The organism is Halodesulfovibrio oceani subsp. galateae (assembly GCF_055397225.1).
On sequence record NZ_AP042453.1, the window covers coordinates 4,026,478 to 4,048,395 of the forward strand.

Below are 21,918 nucleotides of genomic sequence, written 5' to 3' on the forward strand. Positions count from 1 at the left end.
TTGAGTACACATGACTACATCTAATTCAGACATGATTGAAAGAAAGGGACTGATTTTCAACGTACAGAAGTACAACATGTACGATGGTCCGGGAGTTAGAACCCTCGTATTTTTCAAGGGATGTCCGTTGCGTTGTAAGTGGTGCTCAAACCCTGAAGGCCAGAAACGTAAGTTTCAGATCCTTTACAAACAGGATCTCTGCGTCAATTGCGGCATGTGTGCCTCTGTATGCCCTGTGGGACTTCATTCCATGGGGGCAGGTGGAACGCTGCATGAGATGTCAGACAGCATTGACTGCATAGGTTGCGGTAAATGCGAAGAAGTCTGTGCTGCATCAGCACTTTCCGTCGTCGGTGAAAAGAAGACCACCTCAGAGGTGATGGATATTATCGAAGAGGATAGAGCCTTTTACGATGTATCCGGCGGTGGTGTTACTTTAGGCGGTGGAGAAGTGCTGATGCAACCAGAGTTCGCTACTAACGTACTGATGACCTGTAAGCAGCGGGGCATCAACACTGCTATCGAAACTTGCGGATACGCAAGACAGGAAGCAGTGCTTAAAGCTGCTGAGTTCGTGGACCTGTTCCTTTTTGACATCAAACATATGAATTCAGAAAAGCACTACGAACTGACCGGAGTGCGCAACGAAACCATTCTGGAGAACGTAACAGCGCTTATTGAAAAGCGTCATAACGTTAAAATCCGTCTGCCGTTGATGAAAGATGTTAACGATGCACCAGAGGATATTGAAGCGCTCATCGCCTTCTTAAAGTCGTTCCTCGGACGTAAAAATTTCAAAGGTGTCGATATGCTTCCGTACCACAAAATGGGCGTGAACAAATACAAGCAGCTGGGCTGGGATTACCCGATGAAAGGCGAATTCGCCCTTGGTGATGCTGATCTGGATAGAATTGAAAACCAGTTTAAAGCACACGATTTCCCAGTTTCTGTAATTCGACATTAAGCAACATGCCTTCGGCGAGTCTCCGACGGGCAAGGGCTCTGCCTCCACAAGAAACTGGTATCCATACCACTCGTTCCTCGTGAACGGCTACTGGCGCAAGCACCCGCAAGGGGGACGCCCCCTTGACCGCGAATTTGTGGTGAGAGGGTGGGGTTAAAACCGGATGGCGAGTAAATTTGTTGGTAAATTTAAGGGTAGTTCACGATGCAAAGTAATCAATCCCAAGAGTTGGAACGAATCATTCAAGAAACCGTTCCCGGCAAGCAGGTAACAATCGCCCACGTAATCGCGGCTCCGATGCCGGATATTTACGAGCGATTAGGCGTGGAAGAAAAAGGCGCACTGGGCATTTTGACCCTGTCTCCTTTTGAAACCGCAATTATTGCCGCTGATATTGCCACCAAAACAGCAGACGTGGAGATCGGCTTTTTAGACCGTTTCACCGGCTCTGTTGTTCTTACCGGCAGCGTTGAAAGCGTGGAAACTGCATTACAGGCTGTTGTGGACGTGCTTGCTCGCAATCTTGGCTTTACTGCCGGTACGGTTACCCGCTCCTAGGCTGTTTGGTAATACGGCGAATGATACGACGACGAATCATGCTCATCGGGGCAACAGGTAGCGGTAAAACTACACTTGCCAACGTGCTTAATCAGCATGGTGACTCTGTTCACGGTGACGTGCCTTTTTCTGGATGCTCACCTGTTCGCTGCGGGCAGGAAGTTGTTTATGGAAAACATACAGTGGATGTGCCGGGGGGATATTTTGATACCCCGTGGATGTACAACCATCTTATTTCCATAGCGCAGAACAATGCATCCCATGTGGTGTTTGTTGTCAGCCAGTCACAGCGTTCAGTTGCCGGTGCTCCGGGACTTGCAAAAGTGTTCGGATGCCCAGTTACCGGAGTTGTGACCCAGTGCGATGTAAAGCCGGAAAACAATGCATTTTGCCTGAAGCAGTTACAGCATTTTGGCGTTTCGGAACCATATTTCAATGTCAGTGTGGCAAATGGAAGCGGGATTCCGGAGTTATTACAGCATCTGTTTGATGCTCGTACGTGAAAGGAACAGTAGATGAAGTTTATTACCGAAGACGACCTTCGTGCATTGCATAGAAAAGAAGCCCTTACGGACTTCGATGTTACGAAGGACATGAAACTCACTCCCGGTGCACGCCAGTTCCTGAATGACAGAAGAATTACCATCCTTATCGACGGTGTTCCTTCTGAGCACGCTGAATCTTCTCCTTCAACGTATTTTCAAGCTTCAACTGCTGAAAAGCCTGCTGTCGCGGCTGTTGCGCCTACTGAAGTTGAGCCCGATTGGAAAAAGAAGCGACTTCGCAGTGAGCTTAAATCCATCGCCAATACCTTTCTTCTTATTGCCTGTGAATTACAGGGTCGAGACATCACACTTTCTCAGAGTGTTGTTGCTCTCGAACGAGAAGTTGCTGCAATGCAGACCATTCTTGATGAAGATGCACAGTTGCAGGATCTGGAATTTGAAGAATGCAACGGCATCACAAAAGAAAACTTTTCCAGCCCGTTGGAGGACTGTTTCGAAATTACTCCGGAACATATGCGTCCACCCAATGGCAAAGAGATTTTGCTTCTGAATAAATTGCGTTGTGCCATGCACATGCTGGAAGCATCCGTTTTGGAACTTTACGGAACTCGCCTCGATGAAAACAACTTCTGCGTTCGGGTCAACCAGATTCGAAATGTTCTGTCGCAAATGATTTGCACAGCACTGGGAGGAACAGAGTGTCAGAGAAAAGAGTAAATTTTGAATTCTGCGACCAGCTCGTTCAAGAGTTTGAAGACGCAGTTGAAAAGCCGATTAAGAACAAATCTTCTGTCTATTACACAGGAGTGGATTTGGGCACAGCGTGTGTGGTTATCTCTGTACTTGATGAGAACCGTAAACCTGTTGCCGGTGCGTACAGATACGCAGATGTAGTTCGCGACGGAATGGTTGTGGATTATATCGGCGCTGTGCAGCTTGTCCGCGAGTTGAAAGAAGAAGTTGAAGAAAAACTCGGCACAGAATTACTCTATGCTGCCTCTGCGATTCCTCCGGGAACAGACGGGCTGGATTCCGGTGCAATCAGAAACGTTGTGGAAAGCGCTGGCTTTGAATTGACTCAGCTTCTTGATGAGCCGACCGCAGCGAACGAAGTACTTAAAATTTCAAATGGAGCCGTGGTTGATATCGGTGGCGGCACTACCGGCATCTCCATCCTGAAGGATGGAAAAGTTATCTATGTTGCTGATGAAGCAACGGGCGGTACCCATTTCTCCCTCGTTATTTCCGGGGCATATAAAATGCCTTTTGATGAAGCTGATGCTTTTAAGCGCGACGCTAAAAATCATAAAGAGCTTCTCCCAGTTCTACGACCAGTTATCGAAAAAATGTCGACCATCATCAACACCCATATCGAAGGGTACGATGTTCAGGAGATTTCTCTCGTTGGCGGCACATGCTGCTTGGCGGGGATTGAAGACGTCATTGAAAAACGAACTGGCATCTACACGCATAAACCAAAAAATCCAATGTTCGTCACACCGTTAGGAATCGCTCTTAGCTGTAAGGCGGAAGCATAGCTCAGAAGGGTATCATTATGGAATTTCGCATAATTAAATCACCGTCTCCTGGAGCATTGAGCATTCTGTTACGGCGCAGAGGCTCCGGTAAATCAGAAATAGATGAACCAATCGACGCGGTCGGCCTTATTCAGGGCAAAATGATCGATATGGTTGTTGCATCAGATATTGCTGAGAAGAGCGTTGGGGTTGTTGTGGAAGATATTAAAGGCAACTGCCCGCAGAACATGATCCTGCTTGCCATTATGGGCGACACAGCTTCCGTTGAAGCTGCAATGGCAGAGATTAAGTTCAAGCTTAAAGAAGGACATTACGCATGCTAGTTGCAGAACTCATAGGCAGCGTTTGGTCAACTCGCAAAGCTGAAACCTTGAAAGGCTTTAAGCTGATGCTTGTAGAACTTCTTGGTGGAAGCCGTAACGGAGAGCGCATGATGGTTGTGGATACCATCGGTGCCGGAATCGGAGACAGAGTTATCATTACAACCGGATCTTCTGCCCGAAGAATGCTGGAAGATGACAATATCCCTGTGGATGCCGTAATTGTCGGCATTATCGATGATGACTGTGAGCTGCCAAGTTTTGGAGATGCATGTGAATCTGATTGAGCAAGTTAACAACGCAGGCGTAATTGGTGCAGGTGGTGCTGGATTTCCAACACACGTAAAACTCTCCGCTACCGCAGAATTCATTTTGCTTAACGGCGCAGAGTGCGAGCCGTTGCTGCGAGTGGATCAGCAGTTAATGGAAATCTACCCAGATGAAATTATTTTGGGATTCCAGAGTGCGGGAAAAGCCGTAGGAGCAAAGAAAGCGTACCTGTGCATCAAAGAAAAGCACGGGAAAGTCATTTCCATTTTACGGGAACGCATTGAAGCACTTAATGCCTCTCCGTTTGTAGAAGTGACACCGCTTCCTGATGTGTACCCTGCTGGCGACGAACAAATTTTAGTCTACACCGTGACCGGACGTTCCGTACCGGAAGCGGGCATACCGCTGAATGTCGGGTGTGTTGTTATCAACTCTGAAACAGCCCTCAACATTTTCAACGCGTCAAAAGGTCTGCCGGTAACAGAAAAGTTCATCACCGTTGCAGGGGACATCCCGAACAGAGTTACGGTGAAAGTTCCGGTCGGCACGCCGATTATGGATGTGTTGAAGCAGAGCGGTCTTGATTCTTTCGACGACTACGCAGTGATTGACGGCGGCCCTATGATGGGACCTGTCATGACTGACCTGAGTGGTCATGTTGGTAAAAAGCATAAGGGGTTTGTGATTCTTAAAAAGGATCATTCTCTTATCCGCAAAAAAACAACCACGATTGAACAAGCAAGACACATTAATATTTCAGCATGTGCGCAGTGTCGCATGTGTACAGATTTATGCCCTCGTTACCTTATCGGGCATAATGTCGAGCCTCATAAGTCCATGCGAATTCAAAACTATGGGCTTAATGATGTTGAAGGCAAAAGCCATGCGCAGCTTTGTTGCATGTGTAACCTTTGCGAATTGTTCTCCTGTCCTGCCGGATTGCATCCGAAGCTCGCAAACGATGCGCTGAGGCGTGATCTTGCAGAGCAGAATATTCGATATCAGGCAAGCGGCAATGAGCCGACTGCACGGCAGAATCGTGAATACCGTCAGGTGCCGAGCAAGCGTCTGACAGCACGGCTGGGATTAAGCACGTACGACAAGGCTGCTCCTTTGCAGGATGTTGTTTGTACGCCGGAGGCTGTTTGTATTCCGATTAATTCCCATGTGGGTGCACCTGCTGTTCCGACTGTTTCTGTTGGAGACCATGTGCAGGCTGGTCAGTGTATTGGCGTTGCTGCTGAAGGCAAACTCGGCGCTCCGGTTCATTCAAGCATTGCCGGAATCGTTATCGGAATTGAGAATAATCACATCGCCATAAGAAGGGGTTGAGATGGGTAACGCAATCGGAATGGTTGAATTTACAAGTATTGCAAAGGGTATCTACACCGTCGATCAGATGATCAAGGTCGCTGAAGTTGATGTTGTTACCGCAGTATCTACTTGTCCGGGTAAATATTTTGTCATTGTCACAGGTGACGTTGCTTCAGTGGAAAACTCAGTAAGGGTCGGTGAAGAGCACGCCGGAGAATATCTGGTCGACTTTATCATGATCCCTAACATTTCTCAGGAGCTTTTCCCTGCACTTTCAGGCGCGACAATGCCTGAACATATGGGTGCCATCGGTATTGTGGAGTCTTTCTCCATATCAACCATGGTTATTGCTGCAGACGCAGTCCTTAAAGCTGTGAATGTAGAGCCTATTGAATTGCGCTTGGGTCAAGGCTTGGGCGGCAAGGCATTCTTTACTTTTACCGGTGATGTGGCTGCGGTAAGCGCAGGCGTTGATCAGGCAAAAGAAGTAATGAAAACAAAAGGCTTGCTGGTAAATGCAGAGGTTATTCCTTCCCCTTCAGAGAAGTTGATACCTGCACTGCTGTAAGCAAAGTACCGTGACAGATGTGTTTGAATTTTATGGGCGCAGAAACAGAGAAGGAGGTATGAAGAAATGAAAAAAGTCGTTTGTGCAAAGGACGTTGAGACCCTTATCGAACAAGGCAAATCAACACTGTATGTCGATGCGAATACTATTTTGACCCCCTCTGCGAAAGATGCTGCAAAACTCGCTGCCGTAGAAATTGTTGTAGGTGCACCACAGCAACGTGCATGTGAACATGACTCTACTCCCGCATCTTCTTGTGATGGGGCTATCAGCAGTGATCTGATCTATTCAGCATTAAAAGCAATGTATGAGCGAGGAATGCTTGACGCATTTCTGAAAGATTTAACTCGAAAGGGATTCACTTCTGAAGCAGTTGGCGGCGGAAAAATCGTTCGGGGTAATTCTGTTGAGATGGAACGGTTTGAGACCGGAACAGCCGGTGCAAAAGCGTGTTCTCAGGAAGTGATCGGTAAAGGCGATGGTCGAATTCATTCTGGATTTTTTGAAATTGATCATTCCCGATTCGAACAGGATTTTGCTTGTGAAGCAAACTGCCATTTACTTGAAGGAACAGTAAACATCACCATTAACGGTCAGACTGTGAAAGCAGAAACCGGTGACGTTTTCTATATTCCAGCAGGTGCAAAAGTAGTTTGGGACGCAGCAGGCAAAGCTCGTTTGTTTTATTCCAGATTTCCACAGTCAAAGGGATAACAGATGAAGTCACTTGGTTTGATTGAAACAAAAGGACTTCTCCCTGCCATTGAGTGTGCGGATGTAATGCTGAAGGCCGCGAACGTTCGCCTTTTGGGTAGAACTTGCGTCGGTGCGGGACTAGTTTCTGTTTCCGTAACTGGCGATGTGGCTGCGGTTTCAGCTGCTGTAGATGCTGCCAAGGCGGCTCTATTACAGTTGGATGCTAATGCATTGTACTCCAGTCATGTGATTCCTCGTCCGGATGAAGAAGTGTTCGACAGTATGTTTAGCTCAGCGCTGATTGGCAGAAGCGAAGAGAATAAACATGATGCTGACGCAGAACTGTCCGGTGTTGTTGAAGCACAGGTAAATGACTCGGAACCAGAATTTGAGTTGGTCAAATCCGATCTGACTAAGACTGAAGTCGCTGAGGCAAAAGTGACTGAGTCAAAAGAAACTGTGGTTGTAACGAAAGAGACTCCTGCTAACCCTGAAAAGGATAAGCCTGAAGTCAACAACGCTGCACAGGAAAAGATCGCACCAACTCAGGTTGAATCAACCAAGCCTGAAACGGTAAACGTTGAATCTAAAAAAGTAGATTCTCAAAGTATTGAGCAATCAAAAATTGAGTTGTCAAAAGTAGAATCAATGAAAGTTGATTCTACGGAACCGAAGAAGGATTCTGTTGAAGTAACGCCAGAACTCCCACCAACTTCGAAGGATACGACAACGCCTGCTGTAACAGAGCTCACTACCAAGAATGATGGCAAACCTTCTGGTAATGATTCTGAAAAAACTAAGCCTGCCCTTGCTTCCGCTGGGCAGACATCTGCGGTTTCCAAACCGGAAAACGTAAAAGCGCCAGTTATGTCCAAGGGTGCAGTCGCACGTAAAAAAGACGTGGATGCATTGTGGACAGAGCAGGGTGCTGATGGGGTAGCTGCCGGATTAACCAAGCTGACATTAGCAAAACTGCGAATCTTAGCTCGTGAATATCCCGATCTCCCTATTGAATCCAAAAAACTTTCCAAAGTGAAAAAGCGCACACTGGTGGAAGTTTTCAAGCGTTACTACGCTTCGTTGAATAAATGATGAGATGTTAGAGGAGCTACAAAATGGACTACGATCTATTATCTGTCCAGGAAGCGCGGGATTTAGCCCGCCAGGGCAGTATAGCTGCTGAAAAAATTGCAAGTTACACCGATGAGTTAATTGACTCTATTCTCTGCTGCATGGTGCAGGTGGCAAGAGAGAATGCGGTACGACTTGCCCGTTTAGCAGTTGAAGAGACCGGCTTCGGCAATGTGCCTGATAAGACATACAAGAACCATATGGCTTCACAGCTGTTGTATGACGCAATCAAGCCCATGAAAACAGTCGGCGTTATTAGTGAAGACAGGGCTCGTAAGGTTATCGAAATAGCAGAACCGGTTGGTTTGCTTATGGGGATTACACCTTCAACAAACCCTACCTCCACAACAATCTATAAAGCAATGGTTGCTATTAAAGCACGTAACGCCATTGTTTTTGCACCGCATCCTGCTGCATGCAAATGCACCATGGAAGCTGCACGGCTCATGTGCGAAGCGGCAGTCAGTGCTGGAGCACCGCAGGGTATTATCTCCTGTGTCTCCAAGCCTTCAATGCCTGCTACAAAAGAGCTGATGCATTCTACAGAAATCAAAATGATTATCGCTACGGGTGGTCCCGGTATGGTCAAAGCCGCATACAGCGCAGGTAAACCTGCTCTTGGTGTGGGTGCCGGTAACTCTCCAGCGTACATCGAAAGAACAGCGAATATTCCTCAGGCTGTGAAGAATATTATTGCCAGTAAAACCTTTGATTACGGTACGATCTGCGCGTCAGAACAATCTGTAATCGTTGAAGAGTGCAATAAAGACGCTGCTGTTGCTGAGTTTAAAAAACAGGGTGCGTACTTCATGTCTGCTGAAGAGACACAGAAAGTATGTTCATTGCTGTTTAAAAATGGCCATGTGATGAATGCACAATTTGTGGGCAGAGCTCCGCAAGTTATTGCTTCAGCCGCAGGGATTACCATTCCGGAAGGAACAAGAGTGTTGATGGGCGAACAGCAAGATGTCGGGGATGGCTTCCCGCTCTCGTTTGAAAAGCTCACCACAGTACTTGCGTTCTACACCGTTAAGGACTGGCACGAAGCATGTAAGCTGAGCATTAAGCTGCTTCAGAACGGTATCGGGCACACAATGAGCCTGCATACTGAAGATGAAAATATCGTAAAAGAATTCAGTGTAAAGCCTTCATCCAGAATTTTGGTGAATACAGGCGGCACGCACGGCGGCACCGGCGTGAGCACTGGTCTTACCCCTTCCTTCACTCTCGGGTGCGGAACATGGGGCGGCAGCTCAATCTCTGAAAACGTAACTCCACTGCACCTTATTAACATTAAGAGCGTGGCGTACGGTTTACATGATTGCAGCACAATTGCTGAAAACGATCCTACGTTCAACTACCCTGAGCTCGCAGAATACACCGCGAAGAAGCCTGTTGCAGACACCATGTTTCCTAAGGGTGGATGCTCTGACACTGGCAGCACAATTGAACATGATCACCTTATAGATTTGGTTACGTCGCTGGTTAACGCTCTTCACAAGGGAGCGTAAATGAGTAGCTACGATGCGGTGCTAAAACTTCTCCTCAAAACTGTTGAAGCAGCAATTGATGAGTCGGAGGCGCACCAAGAGGGCATAGCAGTCGGAATTTCCAATCGCCATGTACATCTTTCACAGGAAGATTTGGATGTGCTGTTTGGGAAAGGGTACCAACTGACAAGGCTGAAAGACCTCTCACAACCCGGGCAGTTTGGATGCAAGGAGATTGTAACCATATGCGGCCCAAAGGGTGCAATTGAGAAGGTTCGAGTGCTTGGACCAGTACGTAGTAAAACCCAAGTAGAAATTCTTGCGGGAGATTCCTTTAAATTAGGAGTCAAGGCACCTGCAAGATTATCCGGAGATCTGCAAGGAACTCCGGGGATTACAATTATAGGTCCGAAAGGATCTGTCCAGACAAAAGAGGGGCTGATTGTTGCTCAACGTCATATCCATATGCATTCAAATGATGCAACGGAGCATGGCGTGCGGGATGGGCAAATAGTCGGCATCGAGCTTGACGGGGTACGAGGCGGTATTTTTCATAACGTAGCAATTAGAGTCAGCAATGAGTCCGCTTTGGAATTTCATGTTGATATCGAAGAAGCAAACGCAATGAACCTTACCTCTTCATCCGTTGTTGATATCGCAATTTAATATCGGAACAGGAGAACATATGTCTAAACATGACGCGTTAGGAATGATCGAAACTAAAGGTCTCGTCGGTGCAATTGAAGCAACCGATGCGATGGTTAAAGCTGCCAACGTTACCCTGCTGGGTAAAGAGCACATTGGTAGCGGGCTTGTTACCGTGATGGTGCGTGGTGATGTTGGGGCTGTAAAAGCTGCAACTGATGCTGGTGCAGCCGCTGCACAACGTGTGGGGGAAGTCGTTTCCGTACACGTAATTCCACGTCCGCATGGCGATGTTGAAACCATTCTTCCAGTGCGGAAGGATTCCAAATAATATATTTTGCAACACGTGCAAATGAATCTGTTTTCTTTGCACGTGTTGCTAATTCCACATTTCGTAACCATTCCGGCAGGTGGTGTTAGCGTTCGACTTACGCTGAATATCAGTTGTAAAAGTGTGCATACCTCATTAGAGGACTTTACATAGCTGATATGTAGTTTGAACGTTCTGTACCCCTGAGAAAAGGCGTCTGTAGGGCTACAGGCTTCACCTTCCGTAATGGTTTCGACTGGCTGATGCAACACGCTAAGAGCGCAGTGATGTGGAGAGAGAAAAGAGGGGCGTGTTGTCTATTCTGGACAACCGATATTAAGAAACTTAAATAAAAAAGGTTCTTATCTATGAGTGAAGTAGTTTTACAGAGCAGAGAAGCCGTTCTCGCGAAACGAAAGCTTGATGCTAGTTTCCGCACTAAAGGCATTGTCATTGCGTTGTTATCAGCTGTTTTCTATGGCCTTTACACCGGTTTCCTTACCCTTGGTATGGCTAAAGGTGTATGGGGCGATTGGTATGGCGCAAACACCGCTGGATTGTCCGCATTTGTTGTAACATATTTTCTTGGTGCTGTTGGCTCCGCTATTAACGATAGCTTCAGCGCAATCTGGGCTCTCTTTTTTGCAACAACCCGCGGTCGTATTGGTGACTTCTTTAGATGTCTTAACACCAAACCAGGCCGTGTAATGGTTCTGGCTGCGTTAATCGGTGGCCCGATTGCTACCACCGCTTACGTTGTAGGCCTCCAGCTTGCTGGTTCTATTGTTGTTCCAATTAGTGCTCTTTGTCCTGCTATCGGCGCAATTTTGGGCCGTGTACTGTTCAAGCAGGAACTTAATGCACGCATGATGCTCGGCATCGCTATCTGCTTCCTTGCAAGTTTTATGATTGCAAGCACCAGTCTTGGTGGCGAAGCTCCTGATGGCCAGTTCCTCGGTATTTGTATTGCATTTATCGCTGCTCTTGGTTGGGGCTTTGAAGGTTGTGTTTGTGGTTACGGTACATCCATGATTGACTCTGAGATTGCTATTACCATCCGCCAGACAACCTCTGCATTGTCCACCCTGTTCATTTTTATTCCAATCATGGCATTCATGTCCGGTAGCTTGGATTCCTTAGGCCTCGTAGTAGAAGCATTCACAAACAGTGGTTCCATTCACTGGTTTGTAATCAGTGGCCTTTGCGCATACTTGACCTTCATGTTCTGGTACCGTGGTAACGGCATGTGTGGTGCTGCGCTCGGTATGTCATGTAACGGCACATTCTCTTTCTGGGGACCGTTTGGTTGCTGGATTATCCTCGGTGTAATCTTTGGTATCGACGGCTGGTCCATGGCACCTATCGCTTGGGCAGCTGCTGTTCTGATGATCGTGGGTATCTTTACTGTTGCAATGAACCCGCTCGATTTGTTCAAACAGAAAGAAGAGGTATAATATGAAGCCGCTTAACTATGCAATGTTGAAGTACTTTACTACTGTTGAAGATGCATGTGTTGATGATGTGATGGATGCACTTAAAGGTGTATACGGTCACTTTAAGGCATTTGACCGCGACTCTATGGTTTCTGCTATTATGACAGCAGAAGCAAACGGTCTGTTAGCTGAAACTCGTTTTGAAATGAGCTCAGGCAACGAATTGAAGGTGTACTATTGTGCTCCTGAAGATGGTGCTGCAACAATTAACTACTACATTAGTGATTAGTTTGTTGTTGATCCGCCAATAACAATTCGAAGTAATTGGTGTATTTGTCCTCCTGATGAAGGTTTAAAAACCTCATCAGGGGGATTTTTTTTTATATGCACTTAGGGTAGAGGATAAGTATCATGTGATGCAGAAGTGTGTATAAGAGCGTGTTGCATGTGTTTCTTGAAGTTTTCTGCTAATTGTATAAGTATAACAAACTATTATCAGAAAGTAGAAAATTGTTTGAATGTTTTTTACCGCGGACTGAAGCAAAGAGGTATTCATCTACATCGTATGTAGGGATGAATTGTTTTGTAAAATGCATGTGATCTGTGCTCCCCCGATATTTCTGCACGTGTTACTTTTTTACATTTTGCATGCCCGATAGTCTGCTATGACAGTTTTGTTCAACGTTTTTACTGTACTACAATACGTGGAACATAACTTAGTCATGATACTCTGTTTTACTTGCGCTGTGTTCAAGCGGGAGGATGGTTGTGAAATCCAAGAGTAGTTATTCAATCGGAGAAGTTAGTAAAATATGCGGCTTATCCAAAAAAGCTCTTCGCCATTATGATAAAGTAGGCATCATTACGCCTGATAGATCGTGCGGCAATAATTATAGATATTATTCCCGATCTTCGCTGTTGGCTGTGCCGGTTATCAAATATTATAAGCAGATGGGCTTTAAACTCTCTGAGATGAAAGATGTAATGGAGAGCGGTGACTATCGCACTCTCAGGGCATCTTTTAAGTCGAAACTTGACGAGTTGTGTCAGGTTAAAGAAGAAGTGGATCGAAATTTCACTTCAGTGAAAGACTGGTATGAGCTTGTGGTGGAAGCGGAATCTGTACTGCATTACAAAGTACAGGACATATCAGTAAAGTTTGTTGAAGAGGATACGTTCTGTTTTCTCGATCAGGAATTTGCATACGATTACAGAGACTCAATCATTAATATTGAGTTCACAAATTTTATTGAATCCATTGATAACGAGATAACAGGGCCAGTAATCATAAAATTCCCTGATTACAAAGACAAAATGGATGGTAACTGCGCTAACATTTCTGTTTTGCAACGTGCTCTTAAGACGTGCAAAAAGGAAATACAGACGCACTTTGGTGGATGCATGATGGTGTCAGCCTATCATATAGGTTCGCACGAGAATATTAACGATACGTATGAGCGGGTAACTCATTGGGCTAGCGAAAATAATTACACGCTTGGGCCTGAAGTTTATGAGCGGTACGTTGTGGATTACTGGAGCACTCAGGATAGCAATAAGTTTGTCACTGAGATTCTCATAAATATTTCTGACCCCAAATAGGGTTTGAGATGTAGCCAAAAACCACTTGCTTGACGAAATTTGTTATGCAGAGCTGAGGACAACTTTTATGGGCAAAAGTTGACGAAAACAGTTTTGCGAATTTTGTCATTTTCGGCAAAAAAGGTACGGCTATTGAATGGCAAAGAGAATAAAATGTTTTTTTTATTACCATACGCATAGGTTGCAGGCCTTTTCGAATAAAAAAAAGCTTTTACTGAAAATAGTAAGAGCTTTTTTTTATACATATACCAATAAATCAACATATTTTGGGTAGAAAATAACCTATTGACAGATTTGTGATGCGTCTTCTAAGAGGCATACTTTAGGTGTATAGCGTTCTTAAATTTTTTGGAAGGATTGAGTCAAATGATGGATATCATAAAAAAAATTGCTTCAGGCAGTTTAGTACTGCAGATCGTGTTGGGCATTTGTGCCGGTGTTCTCGTAGCAATGTTTGCTCCGGATGCTGCTAAATCTGTAAACGTCTTGGGTCAGCTCTTTGTTAAAGCACTCAAGGCTGTAGCACCAATACTCGTTTTTGTTATTGTTGCTTCATCTATCGCGAATCAGAAGAAAGGCGCGCATACAAACATGCGTTCTATTATCAGTCTTTACCTTATAGGCACATTCATGGCTGCATTAGTTGCAGTTTTAATGAGCTTTGTTGCACCAACTACCCTTACTCTCGTTGCTACTACTACCAGTGCAACTCCTCCAAGTGGTATTGGTGAAGTTCTTAATACTCTGCTCTTCAAGATTGTTGATAACCCAATTAATGCACTTGCTTCCGGTAACTTTATCGGTATTCTTGCATGGGCTCTCGCACTTGGCTTCTTCTTCCAGCATGCTGGTGAAGCTACAAAGACTGTACTCACCGACGTTTCTAACGGTGTATCCAGGATTGTAAAACTTGTAATCCGCTTTGCACCTCTCGGTATCTTTGGCCTTGTTGCTAACACTGTTGCTGAAACCGGTTTTGAAGCGCTTGCTGGCTACACTCACCTGATCATGGTTCTGCTTATCTCCATGGGTATTATTGCTCTGGTTGTGAACCCGGTTATCGTATGGTTCAAAACTAAACAGAATCCGTACCCACTCGTATTTACCTGCTTGAAGGGTAGCGGCATTACCGCATTCTTCACCCGTAGCTCCGCTGCAAACATTCCTGTAAACATGGAACTCTGTAAGCGTCTTGATCTTCATGAAGACACCTACTCTGTATCCATCCCTCTTGGCGCTACTGTAAACATGGGCGGTGCTGCTATTACTATTACTGTAATGACACTGGCTGCTGTTCACACTTTGGGCATTCAGGTTGACTTGGCTACTGCTCTCTTGCTGAGTCTGATTGCTTCTATTTCTGCATGTGGTGCTTCCGGCGTAGCTGGCGGCTCCCTGCTTCTTATTCCTCTCGCATGTAGCCTGTTCGGTGTACCGAACGATATCTCCATGCAGGTTGTAGCTGCCGGCTTTATCATCGGCGTAATTCAGGACTCCGCAGAAACTGCACTTAACAGCTCTACAGACGTTCTGTTTACCGCTGCTGCAGATATTGCTGCCTCCCCTGAAAAAACAGTTGAAGCAAGCACCGCAGCTGCTGCGTAACTCTTTGTCTTCAAACAAGCCGCAAGCATAATGCTTGATGGTATTTTGAACAATTGAGTGTCTTGACAATAGCTTGTACAAGGGTCACGTATTATTACGTGGCCCTTTTTTTTTGAATTTTGGTCGAAATTGTATCGTTTTGTACGACATAAGTTGTAAGTGTTCTGATCTAATAGTCTGAGGTTATACTTTGTGATTACCTCTTTTATACGATGGAACCTGTGCAGCGGTTTGGATACAGTCACGCAATGTAATTCAACCGGAGTCTGGTTTGTGCCTGCAGTTTTATTTTAATTACACAGCGAGTTAGTACTGTGCGCAATGAAAGGCATACGTCGCTAGGCGACAAAACCAAGACTCCATTTAAAGGATTTCTCCATGGAATTTAAAGATATTCTTGTTGTGACAGCTCATCTGCGAGCTAAACAAGGAAAAGAAGCTGAGTTACGAATAGCGCTTGAACAACTCGTTCAGGATTGTGATCATCATGTTGGGCTGTTGTTGTACAGCGTACATCAGGATGCCTCTGATCCGGCTTCATTCCTTTTCTATGAGCACTACCTTTCTGAAAAAGCATTCAAAGATCATCTTGCCAGCGAAGAACTTAAAAAAGCACAAGTTATTTTCAATGAACTTGTGGATGGTGAGGCCAAAATTGAAACTTGGCATATGGCAGCCAGAATTGGGGAAATCTGCCAGTAATTAGCAAAGAATCCGTACAAGTGTGCCTAATAAAAAAAGCTCCTACAGTCGAAACTGTGGGAGCTTTTTTCATGTGGAATATGTTGTGTGTAGCGGATTATAGTTTAAGCGCTTTTCCGTCTCGCCAGGCATGTCCAATACAGCGTCCTACTTCCCAGTAGCGACTGTCCGGCATGGTCAAAACAAAAGGTTTAATTTTTGAGATGTCAGGAACACCTTCGGTCATAAATCGTTCCTCACACCATGTGCCGACAATTTCACCAATAAAGAATGTGTTGGTCGGCATTTCGACAGTCTTATGGAGTTTGCATTCTAGAGACAGCGGGCATTCATTTATAATAGGGGCAGCTTGAAGCGTACCGTAGAAATGCCCGAAGAGATCTGATTTATCAGTCTTCCTTGCGGAAACCAGACCTACGTAATCTGTAACTTTGACCATTTCAGTGGAAGGAAAATTAATACTGAACTCACCGGTCTCCATGATAGCTTCGTGCGAGGCATGCCCATTGTTGACAGCAATGCCAATCAACGGCGGGGAAAAGTTTACTCGCGTAACCCAAGCAAGCGCCATGTAGTTTGGACAGCCTTCATGCTGAGTTCCTAAAATGGCCATAGGCATAGGAAGGACAAAACCTTGTGACCCGATATTAATTTTTTCCACCTGTATTCTCCTGCTGAATGATTCACTGGAAGCAGGGTAAGAATGCTTCCAGATGGAATAACAGTATGTGATAAACACCAGTTACTCATCAGAAGGAAGTTTGAAAGAGGTCTAAAAATAGGCGGAACTAAAGTCAGAGTATGAAGTACGACTAATGTTGTACTTCCTTGAATGTCTTTGCTGCATAATTTTGTCTATGAAAGAGAGGCCAACCCTTCTCGTAAAGCATACAAAGTTGCCTGCACTCGGTTGGCAAGGTGTAGTTTGGAGAGGATATTGGTCATGTGAGTGCGTACTGTTGCTTCACTGACAAACACTTCTGCCGCAATGCTCTTGTTGCTCATACCCTGTGCTACGAGACGTAGGATATCAACTTCACGCGGCGTAAGAGGGTCAGGAGTCGGTTTTTCTGCTGCATCCGGCAGTGAGAGCTCTGCAAGCAGTTTGCGTGCGATATCCGGAGCCAGAGACGGTTCTCCGCTATGCACTTTGCGTATAGCATTGAGGAGGTCTTCCGGTGCAGAGTCTTTTAACAGATATCCCATTGCGCCGGATTTGATTGCAGGGAAGACTTTGTCGTCCGTAGCAAAGCTGGTGAGCACAATAATTTTACCGGATAATTTACGGTCGCGAATTTCCTGAATGGCCTGAATGCCATCCATGACTGGCATCACCATATCCATAAGGATAACATCCGGTGTAAGCTCTGCCACGCGTTCAACAGCGTCCTGTCCGTTGGCGGCTTCTCCGGCAATTTCTATATCATCATAGCCTGAAAGAAATCCCTTCAGTCCAATACGTACAATATCGTGGTCGTCTACAATGAGAACTCGAATTGGTGCAGGCATGCTCTATGCTCCTAGCGGGTTACAGGAACAACAACACAAATAGTTGTCCCGTCATTTTCTGTGCTGTCGATTGACAACGTTGCGTGTAACTTATTGGCGCGTTCACGTATGTTACGCAGTCCCATGCCGCCCGTAGGTAGCTGTTCTATTGCAAAGCCTTTTCCGTCGTCCTTAATGGACATGGAAACGAGTTCCGGTTCGTATGTAATGGTAACAGAAACATTATTTGCATGTGAATGTTTTGTTGCGTTGCTGAGCGCCTCAATAGCAATGCGAAACATTTCCTCTTCGGTTGAATGCGCAAGCCTGCGCTCCTCTCCGTTCACAAACATTTTGGCGTTGAGGCCGGAGCGAATTTCAACAGAGTTCATTCGAGCCTGAATGGCTCCGACCAGTCCTTCATTTTCCAATTCAGGAGGGTGAAGATCGAAGATGAGCGAGCGCATATCACGCATCGCTTGTTGCGCCATTCCGCGTAGGGCGTGCAGTTGTTCCGTGGCTACTTTTTCTTTTCCTAAAGCCATGGAGCGGCTTGCTGCATCCGCGCACAGAGTAACAGCATAGAGAGCTTGTGTTACGGAGTCGTGCAGTTCGCGTCCAAGGCGTTGGCGCTCTTCTGCAACTACAAGCTTATCGCTTTGTTCTGCCAAGGTTACATTACGTAGAGCCAACGTTGCCTGACCGGCAAAGAGCTCCATAATGTTCTTGTCGATGAAGTCAAATCCGTTTTCTTTATTGGAAATGAGTAGTAAACCTATTGGGTTACCACATTCAATGAGCGGGACAACAAGCATGGCTTGTACCAGATTGCTTCTTTGATCTTCAGGAATTTCTTTTTGTGCATCTTTAATGATGACAGCTTTTCTCTGCTGGAGAATTTGTCCGTACTTGGTGGTTGCTATGGGAAAAGTAGAAATAGGCGGTTGAGGGGTGCCTGTGCCGCATGAATGATGAAGGTAGTCCCCTTCCTTAAGAAGGATTGAACTGCCCGTGCCCTGCACGATGCTTCTCGCTTCATCACAAATGACAGTATGAACGTCATGAATTTTTGTTTCAGGATGTTGTAGAAGTAAGTTGGCGACACGGCGGAGGCTTTCACTTTCTTTCAGCTGACGTTCTTTTTCCTTAACACTGGCAGCAAGTTCTACGGTTGCGGAAACCGTATGCAGAATCCCTTCGATAAGCTCTTTTTGTTTAGGAGCTATCACGTAGTCCGGCGTAGCAGAACCAACCATGGCGATGCCGTGCAGGCAGTTTGTACTACTATAAATTGGAAACATTGCCATACTTTCAGAGTTGATCTGCTTTGGAATATCTTGCGCAACAGCAAAGCCTTCGGAATTAAGCGAACAGAGACCAAATGTTTTCCCGCCAATGGCAGTGATCGTGTTTCCTTTTGTGCAGAGTCTGACACCATCGAAGCAGCGTTGATATCCTTCAGATTCATGCCCCCAACTCGCCAGCGGGGAGAGTCCTTTTGTGCCGCCGGTGCGGAGGAAAATAATACAGAATCCCTGCGAAAGGGTTTCGCTGATGACACGCGCCAGATGGTCAAGCGCCGCCTGCGAATCTGTGAAATTTGTGATGGATCGTGTTGCTTCGAGCAATAGCTTTGTTCGTTCGTGTTCGGCATTGCGCTGTTGGGTAAGCAACTCGGAGTATTTTTCACCGGTAATCTTATTGATGTCGATATAGAGCAGTTCAACGGCAGTGAGGATGGAATCACGCTCTTCGCCGGATGGAAGCTCGCGCATAATTGCTGTCGACAGGCATAATTTCCCGAGCATAACACTTTCGAGCACATCGGAAAGTTGAATACCGCGTTTAACTTTTTCTAAGGCAGCAGATGAAAAGAATCTAGCAAGCGGAGCCAGCGTGCTGTCGTGCATACAGTCGCAAATAAGTTCTATGAAATGAGAAAGATGTGCTGCTAGTTCAGTACAACTTTCATTTTTATGCCATTGAGGCTGTCGTTCCAAAAACATTTCAGCAAGCTGAATAGTTGCCGATTGCTTTTGCGCGCGTATCGCAGCAGCAGCTTTTTGTAGTAGTATCTTATTGTCCATCATGCTGTCCGGTTTATGTGTCCTGTCTTTAAAAAAGAGGATACAGCGTATCATTCTATTTCTAGATGTATATTGCTTTTTCCGTAGAGCAGCATCAGACAAAATGCTTAGTTTGGCAAAGAGAAAACCATAGCCCGTATCTGTCCATGAAGACAGCTGAGGATTACGTTGGATTTCGGGCTATGACAAACATGCCGCTGAATATGATGCATATGCCCATTGCTGTTTGAAAAGAGCAAGGTTCACCGAGTAGAAGTATTCCGAAAAGTGCCGCAACAAGCGGTTCTGCAAGCCCGAGTGTGAGACCGGAAGAAAGAGGCAATGTGGCTAGGCCTGTTGCAAAAAAGCTGTACGCCATTGCTGTTCCGATGACACCGATCAGCACAATAGAAATGAACCCGCGCATGGAAAACATCCAGGAGATGTCATAAAAAAACAGAATAGGACTCATGGCGATTCCACCGAAGGTGAAGAGAACAGCAATCATCTCCTGAGGAGAACGGTCTGCCAAAATAGTCTGACTGTTGGCCGCGTATAGAGCATATCCCGCCCCTGCACCAAGAGCCATAAGTACACCTGTTATGTCAATAGTTGCACTGTCATCAATAGAAAGAAGGACTAATCCGCTAAGCGCAAGGGCGGTTGCAGTGAACCATGATCGTGATGGTACAGAACCACGAAGCAGGTACTCAATGATTCCTCCAGCCATAGGCCCGAACCCGATAGCAATGACGGTTCCTACTGCAACACCTGTTCGCACAAGGCTTTGAAAAAAGAGAACTTGGAAAACGACAATACCAACCGCCGCAGTTAACGTGGCTTTTTTGGGCCATGGAACATGATGGGTGAATCCAGAGCGACAACGTACCCATAACAGCATGACAAGTCCGCCGACAACAAGACGCATGGTTCCGACTGCAAGAGGCTGACAACCTTCTGGAGCAAAAGCTTGTATGGTTCCTGTTGTACCAAAACAAACGGCACCAAGCAGGGTGTATAAGACTCCGACAGAGAGCTGTCGAGGCATGGGAATTGAACGCAGCATGATTTCTCCTTTTACGATGCAAATGAAGTCAATCCGAGGGGAGAGCAACAATAAGATTGTTAATGATATGCTAGTATATCAGTTGTCGTCCATTAGTAATGTACTAGTATATCAGTTTGGATAGATGATTTTAAATTTGTAACCATCTAATATACAAGAAAATCAAAAAAATGAATTCGATTTGCCATAACTGGAATACTAGAATATCTTCTTTCGCAATTACCAAACGGAAAATTAAAATGCAACCTGCTTTTGTCTTTTATGACTATAGATATGACTGGCAAAAGATGAGTAGAAATGGAGAAGATTGGGTATGATGTATGCAGACTCTGGCGGTTTGTTACGAAACGCTGTGTATGAAAAGCTTCTTGAAGATATGAAAAGCGGCAAGCTGGAACCCGGTCGTCTCATAAGCATAAAAAAACTTGCAGATGAGCTTGGAACCAGTAAAACGCCTTTGCGTGAAGCCTTGTTGCAGATGCAGGTTGAAGGTTTTGTAACCATATTGCCGCAACGTGGTGTGATGGTTAATGCACTGACACATGAAGATAAGAAATACATTTTTGAAGTGTGCGGCGGATTGGAATATCAGGCTGTGATCTCTACGTTTCCACTTTTGACAGAAGAGCATGTTCTGGAAATGGAAATGTATAATTCCAGAATTATGATGTCGTCGCAGGGCTCACGTTATGAGGACTGTAATGCCCTTAATTCGAATTTTCATAATGCGTATCTTAAAGCATGTCCCAACCCCTATCTCGTGTATTTGTTGCATATGAACCGCGAACGTCTTTTTGTTTTTACAGAACGAGACTGGGGCGAAAAATTTAGAGAAGCGAACTACAATGAACACAATGTGATCATTGACCTTGTACGTGCTGGTGATGCCCAAAAAATGGCAGAGTATATCCGGGATATACACTGGGCGTATACGTGGGAATAGCGTTTTAAAAATAGATAGATACAAAGCTTCTGTGTTAACTCACAGGAGCTTTTTTTATGTGCGCGGTGACAAGTCGACAATGCCGGTCTTTGTGCATTGTGTGGGAATTAGTGCTGAAGATTATTAATCAACACCGAAAATCAGACGATATGGGGAGTAAGAACCTACAGTAAATACGAGGATCAAATGCAAGGTACCGGATTAGCAGTGCGCTCTCAAAAATCGTTTGCCGATGTAATGGCAGAACAACTGGCAGAACAGCAAAATATGTTCGTAGATGGAAATGGTGCGCTTGACCAACAGGCCACTCTTTCATTTTCATATACGACTGTCAGAGATTCTGAGCTGAGAGAAGAAATGACTACATCTGGTACGGATCTGTTCGATAAAAAAGATTATGTGATGTCTAATGGAATACAGGCTGTGATGAAACGGCACAGAGCGTACCAGCAAATGTATGGTAGCAAACCAGCTTCAAGTATTGCATCTTCCCACTATTCTTCTGCCGCATCGTCGAACGTATTACCAAACGACCATAATCAAGTTGTAACAACATCTCGTGCTGCTGGCTCAGTTTCTGTTCAAGCCTCAATACAACAATCTGCGGTTAGGTCTGTTATCTAAAGGCTGTTTCTCAATAGGTTGTTGAAAGAAAATTCGTAAGAAAAAAACAAAAAAAAAGCTCATCCTTGCTGCAAGATGAGCT

The 21,918-nt window shown here is 45.4% G+C and carries 25 protein-coding genes; 21 read left to right on the forward strand and 4 right to left on the reverse strand.

Annotated features, from left to right (window positions below):
- The first annotated feature begins 10 nt into the window (after window positions 1-10).
- The 19 genes from cutD (at window position 11) to ACZ5V1_RS17670 (ending at window position 15,649) form a co-directional block, all read left to right on the forward strand.
- The gene (cutD, locus tag ACZ5V1_RS17580; protein ID WP_464389965.1) at window positions 11-964 is read left to right on the forward strand and encodes a choline TMA-lyase-activating enzyme; all 954 of its coding nucleotides are present in this window, start codon (window positions 11-13) and stop codon (window positions 962-964) included.
- A 204-nt stretch (window positions 965-1,168) separates the two neighbouring features.
- Window positions 1,169-1,522 carry an ethanolamine utilization microcompartment protein EutS gene (gene eutS / locus ACZ5V1_RS17585; protein WP_160712330.1) on the forward strand — a complete coding sequence of 118 codons (354 nt, stop codon included), beginning with the start codon at window positions 1,169-1,171 and terminating at the stop codon, window positions 1,520-1,522.
- A gap of 20 nt (window positions 1,523-1,542) precedes the next feature.
- Window positions 1,543-2,025, forward strand: coding sequence for a EutP/PduV family microcompartment system protein (locus ACZ5V1_RS17590; protein WP_464389966.1), 483 nt, complete (start codon window positions 1,543-1,545; stop codon window positions 2,023-2,025).
- A gap of 12 nt (window positions 2,026-2,037) precedes the next feature.
- A complete protein-coding gene (locus ACZ5V1_RS17595) occupies window positions 2,038-2,745 on the forward strand; it encodes a hypothetical protein (RefSeq protein WP_464389967.1) in 708 nt (235 codons plus the stop codon).
- Window positions 2,727-3,566: an ethanolamine utilization protein EutJ gene (gene eutJ / locus ACZ5V1_RS17600; RefSeq protein ID WP_464389968.1), complete on the forward strand. Its 840-nt coding sequence runs from the start codon at window positions 2,727-2,729 to the stop codon at window positions 3,564-3,566. Before ACZ5V1_RS17595 ends, eutJ begins: the two co-directional genes overlap by 19 nt.
- A 17-nt stretch (window positions 3,567-3,583) precedes the next feature.
- Window positions 3,584-3,889 (forward strand): BMC domain protein, encoded by a 306-nt coding sequence (locus tag ACZ5V1_RS17605; RefSeq protein ID WP_464389969.1) that lies wholly within the window; start codon window positions 3,584-3,586, stop codon window positions 3,887-3,889.
- Window positions 3,883-4,173 carry a EutN/CcmL family microcompartment protein gene (locus ACZ5V1_RS17610; protein WP_160712340.1) on the forward strand — a complete coding sequence of 97 codons (291 nt, stop codon included), beginning with the start codon at window positions 3,883-3,885 and terminating at the stop codon, window positions 4,171-4,173. The genes ACZ5V1_RS17605 and ACZ5V1_RS17610 overlap by 7 nt, the downstream gene beginning before the upstream one ends.
- Window positions 4,154-5,488, forward strand: coding sequence for a 4Fe-4S dicluster domain-containing protein (locus ACZ5V1_RS17615; protein ID WP_464391630.1), 1,335 nt, complete (start codon window positions 4,154-4,156; stop codon window positions 5,486-5,488). The genes ACZ5V1_RS17610 and ACZ5V1_RS17615 overlap by 20 nt, the downstream gene beginning before the upstream one ends.
- 1 nt (window position 5,489) lies before the next feature.
- Window positions 5,490-6,038, forward strand: a complete 549-nt coding sequence (locus ACZ5V1_RS17620) for a BMC domain-containing protein (protein ID WP_464389970.1) — start codon at window positions 5,490-5,492, stop codon at window positions 6,036-6,038.
- Window positions 6,039-6,104: 66 nt separating this feature from the next.
- A complete protein-coding gene (locus tag ACZ5V1_RS17625) occupies window positions 6,105-6,752 on the forward strand; it encodes a cupin domain-containing protein (protein ID WP_464389971.1) in 648 nt (215 codons plus the stop codon).
- Between the two features lie 3 nt (window positions 6,753-6,755).
- Window positions 6,756-7,826, forward strand: a complete 1,071-nt coding sequence (locus tag ACZ5V1_RS17630; RefSeq protein WP_464389972.1) for a BMC domain-containing protein — start codon at window positions 6,756-6,758, stop codon at window positions 7,824-7,826.
- Between the two features lie 23 nt (window positions 7,827-7,849).
- Window positions 7,850-9,376, forward strand: a complete 1,527-nt coding sequence (locus tag ACZ5V1_RS17635; RefSeq protein WP_464389973.1) for an acetaldehyde dehydrogenase (acetylating) — start codon at window positions 7,850-7,852, stop codon at window positions 9,374-9,376.
- Window positions 9,377-10,021, forward strand: coding sequence for a phosphate propanoyltransferase (locus tag ACZ5V1_RS17640; protein ID WP_160712352.1), 645 nt, complete (start codon window positions 9,377-9,379; stop codon window positions 10,019-10,021).
- A gap of 19 nt (window positions 10,022-10,040) precedes the next feature.
- Complete coding sequence (gene eutM / locus ACZ5V1_RS17645; protein WP_464389974.1) at window positions 10,041-10,331, forward strand: ethanolamine utilization microcompartment protein EutM; 291 nt, start codon at window positions 10,041-10,043, stop codon at window positions 10,329-10,331.
- A gap of 347 nt (window positions 10,332-10,678) precedes the next feature.
- Window positions 10,679-11,764: a hypothetical protein gene (locus tag ACZ5V1_RS17650; protein ID WP_464389975.1), complete on the forward strand. Its 1,086-nt coding sequence runs from the start codon at window positions 10,679-10,681 to the stop codon at window positions 11,762-11,764.
- Window position 11,765: 1 nt separating this feature from the next.
- On the forward strand, window positions 11,766-12,032 hold the full coding sequence (locus ACZ5V1_RS17655; protein WP_464389976.1) for a hypothetical protein: 267 nt from the start codon (window positions 11,766-11,768) through the stop codon (window positions 12,030-12,032).
- Between the two features lie 479 nt (window positions 12,033-12,511).
- Window positions 12,512-13,342 (forward strand): MerR family transcriptional regulator, encoded by an 831-nt coding sequence (locus ACZ5V1_RS17660; RefSeq protein ID WP_464389977.1) that lies wholly within the window; start codon window positions 12,512-12,514, stop codon window positions 13,340-13,342.
- A 366-nt stretch (window positions 13,343-13,708) separates the two neighbouring features.
- Window positions 13,709-14,947 (forward strand): serine/threonine transporter SstT, encoded by a 1,239-nt coding sequence (gene sstT, locus ACZ5V1_RS17665; RefSeq protein ID WP_464389978.1) that lies wholly within the window; start codon window positions 13,709-13,711, stop codon window positions 14,945-14,947.
- 378 nt (window positions 14,948-15,325) lie between these two features.
- The gene (locus ACZ5V1_RS17670) at window positions 15,326-15,649 is read left to right on the forward strand and encodes a putative quinol monooxygenase (RefSeq protein WP_464389979.1); all 324 of its coding nucleotides are present in this window, start codon (window positions 15,326-15,328) and stop codon (window positions 15,647-15,649) included.
- A gap of 97 nt (window positions 15,650-15,746) precedes the next feature.
- Here ACZ5V1_RS17670 and ACZ5V1_RS17675 read toward each other — a convergent pair whose 3' ends face one another.
- From ACZ5V1_RS17675 to ACZ5V1_RS17690, 4 genes are all read right to left on the reverse strand, one after another.
- On the reverse strand, window positions 15,747-16,310 hold the full coding sequence (locus tag ACZ5V1_RS17675) for a flavin reductase family protein (RefSeq protein WP_464389980.1): 564 nt from the start codon (window positions 16,308-16,310) through the stop codon (window positions 15,747-15,749).
- A gap of 194 nt (window positions 16,311-16,504) precedes the next feature.
- On the reverse strand, window positions 16,505-17,158 hold the full coding sequence (locus ACZ5V1_RS17680; RefSeq protein WP_464389981.1) for a response regulator: 654 nt from the start codon (window positions 17,156-17,158) through the stop codon (window positions 16,505-16,507).
- 11 nt (window positions 17,159-17,169) lie between these two features.
- Entirely contained in the window at window positions 17,170-19,278 is a 2,109-nt protein-coding gene (locus tag ACZ5V1_RS17685; protein ID WP_464389982.1) for a histidine kinase, read from the reverse strand.
- A 109-nt stretch (window positions 19,279-19,387) separates the two neighbouring features.
- Window positions 19,388-20,269, reverse strand: a complete 882-nt coding sequence (locus tag ACZ5V1_RS17690) for a DMT family transporter (RefSeq protein WP_464389983.1) — start codon at window positions 20,267-20,269, stop codon at window positions 19,388-19,390.
- A 313-nt stretch (window positions 20,270-20,582) separates the two neighbouring features.
- Between ACZ5V1_RS17690 and ACZ5V1_RS17695 the strand changes: the two genes are divergently transcribed.
- Both ACZ5V1_RS17695 and ACZ5V1_RS17700 read left to right on the forward strand, forming a co-directional pair.
- Window positions 20,583-21,212, forward strand: a complete 630-nt coding sequence (locus ACZ5V1_RS17695) for a GntR family transcriptional regulator (protein ID WP_464389984.1) — start codon at window positions 20,583-20,585, stop codon at window positions 21,210-21,212.
- A gap of 186 nt (window positions 21,213-21,398) precedes the next feature.
- Window positions 21,399-21,836 (forward strand): hypothetical protein, encoded by a 438-nt coding sequence (locus ACZ5V1_RS17700; protein ID WP_464389985.1) that lies wholly within the window; start codon window positions 21,399-21,401, stop codon window positions 21,834-21,836.
- Window positions 21,837-21,918 lie beyond the last annotated feature (82 nt).

Excerpts from the sequence above, each read along its gene's own strand:
- ACZ5V1_RS17700 (WP_464389985.1), top strand. The coding sequence starts at position 21,399 with ATGCAAGGTACCGGATTAGCAGTGCGCTCTCAAAAATCGTTTGCCGAT.
- ACZ5V1_RS17650 (WP_464389975.1), top strand. The coding sequence starts at position 10,679 with ATGAGTGAAGTAGTTTTACAGAGCAGAGAAGCCGTTCTCGCGAAACGA.
- ACZ5V1_RS17655 (WP_464389976.1), top strand. The coding sequence starts at position 11,766 with ATGAAGCCGCTTAACTATGCAATGTTGAAGTACTTTACTACTGTTGAA.
- eutS (WP_160712330.1), top strand. The coding sequence starts at position 1,169 with ATGCAAAGTAATCAATCCCAAGAGTTGGAACGAATCATTCAAGAAACC.
- ACZ5V1_RS17605 (WP_464389969.1), top strand. The coding sequence starts at position 3,584 with ATGGAATTTCGCATAATTAAATCACCGTCTCCTGGAGCATTGAGCATT.
- ACZ5V1_RS17610 (WP_160712340.1), top strand. The coding sequence starts at position 3,883 with ATGCTAGTTGCAGAACTCATAGGCAGCGTTTGGTCAACTCGCAAAGCT.
- ACZ5V1_RS17590 (WP_464389966.1), top strand. The coding sequence starts at position 1,543 with ATGATACGACGACGAATCATGCTCATCGGGGCAACAGGTAGCGGTAAA.
- ACZ5V1_RS17695 (WP_464389984.1), top strand. The coding sequence starts at position 20,583 with ATGATGTATGCAGACTCTGGCGGTTTGTTACGAAACGCTGTGTATGAA.
- cutD (WP_464389965.1), top strand. The coding sequence starts at position 11 with ATGACTACATCTAATTCAGACATGATTGAAAGAAAGGGACTGATTTTC.
- eutM (WP_464389974.1), top strand. The coding sequence starts at position 10,041 with ATGTCTAAACATGACGCGTTAGGAATGATCGAAACTAAAGGTCTCGTC.
- sstT (WP_464389978.1), top strand. The coding sequence starts at position 13,709 with ATGATGGATATCATAAAAAAAATTGCTTCAGGCAGTTTAGTACTGCAG.
- ACZ5V1_RS17595 (WP_464389967.1), top strand. The coding sequence starts at position 2,038 with ATGAAGTTTATTACCGAAGACGACCTTCGTGCATTGCATAGAAAAGAA.
- ACZ5V1_RS17640 (WP_160712352.1), top strand. The coding sequence starts at position 9,377 with ATGAGTAGCTACGATGCGGTGCTAAAACTTCTCCTCAAAACTGTTGAA.
- ACZ5V1_RS17615 (WP_464391630.1), top strand. The coding sequence starts at position 4,154 with ATGCATGTGAATCTGATTGAGCAAGTTAACAACGCAGGCGTAATTGGT.
- ACZ5V1_RS17635 (WP_464389973.1), top strand. The coding sequence starts at position 7,850 with ATGGACTACGATCTATTATCTGTCCAGGAAGCGCGGGATTTAGCCCGC.
- ACZ5V1_RS17690 (WP_464389983.1), bottom strand. The coding sequence starts at position 20,269 with ATGCTGCGTTCAATTCCCATGCCTCGACAGCTCTCTGTCGGAGTCTTA.
- ACZ5V1_RS17670 (WP_464389979.1), top strand. The coding sequence starts at position 15,326 with ATGGAATTTAAAGATATTCTTGTTGTGACAGCTCATCTGCGAGCTAAA.
- ACZ5V1_RS17685 (WP_464389982.1), bottom strand. The coding sequence starts at position 19,278 with ATGATACGCTGTATCCTCTTTTTTAAAGACAGGACACATAAACCGGAC.
- ACZ5V1_RS17625 (WP_464389971.1), top strand. The coding sequence starts at position 6,105 with ATGAAAAAAGTCGTTTGTGCAAAGGACGTTGAGACCCTTATCGAACAA.
- ACZ5V1_RS17680 (WP_464389981.1), bottom strand. The coding sequence starts at position 17,158 with ATGCCTGCACCAATTCGAGTTCTCATTGTAGACGACCACGATATTGTA.
- ACZ5V1_RS17620 (WP_464389970.1), top strand. The coding sequence starts at position 5,490 with ATGGGTAACGCAATCGGAATGGTTGAATTTACAAGTATTGCAAAGGGT.
- ACZ5V1_RS17630 (WP_464389972.1), top strand. The coding sequence starts at position 6,756 with ATGAAGTCACTTGGTTTGATTGAAACAAAAGGACTTCTCCCTGCCATT.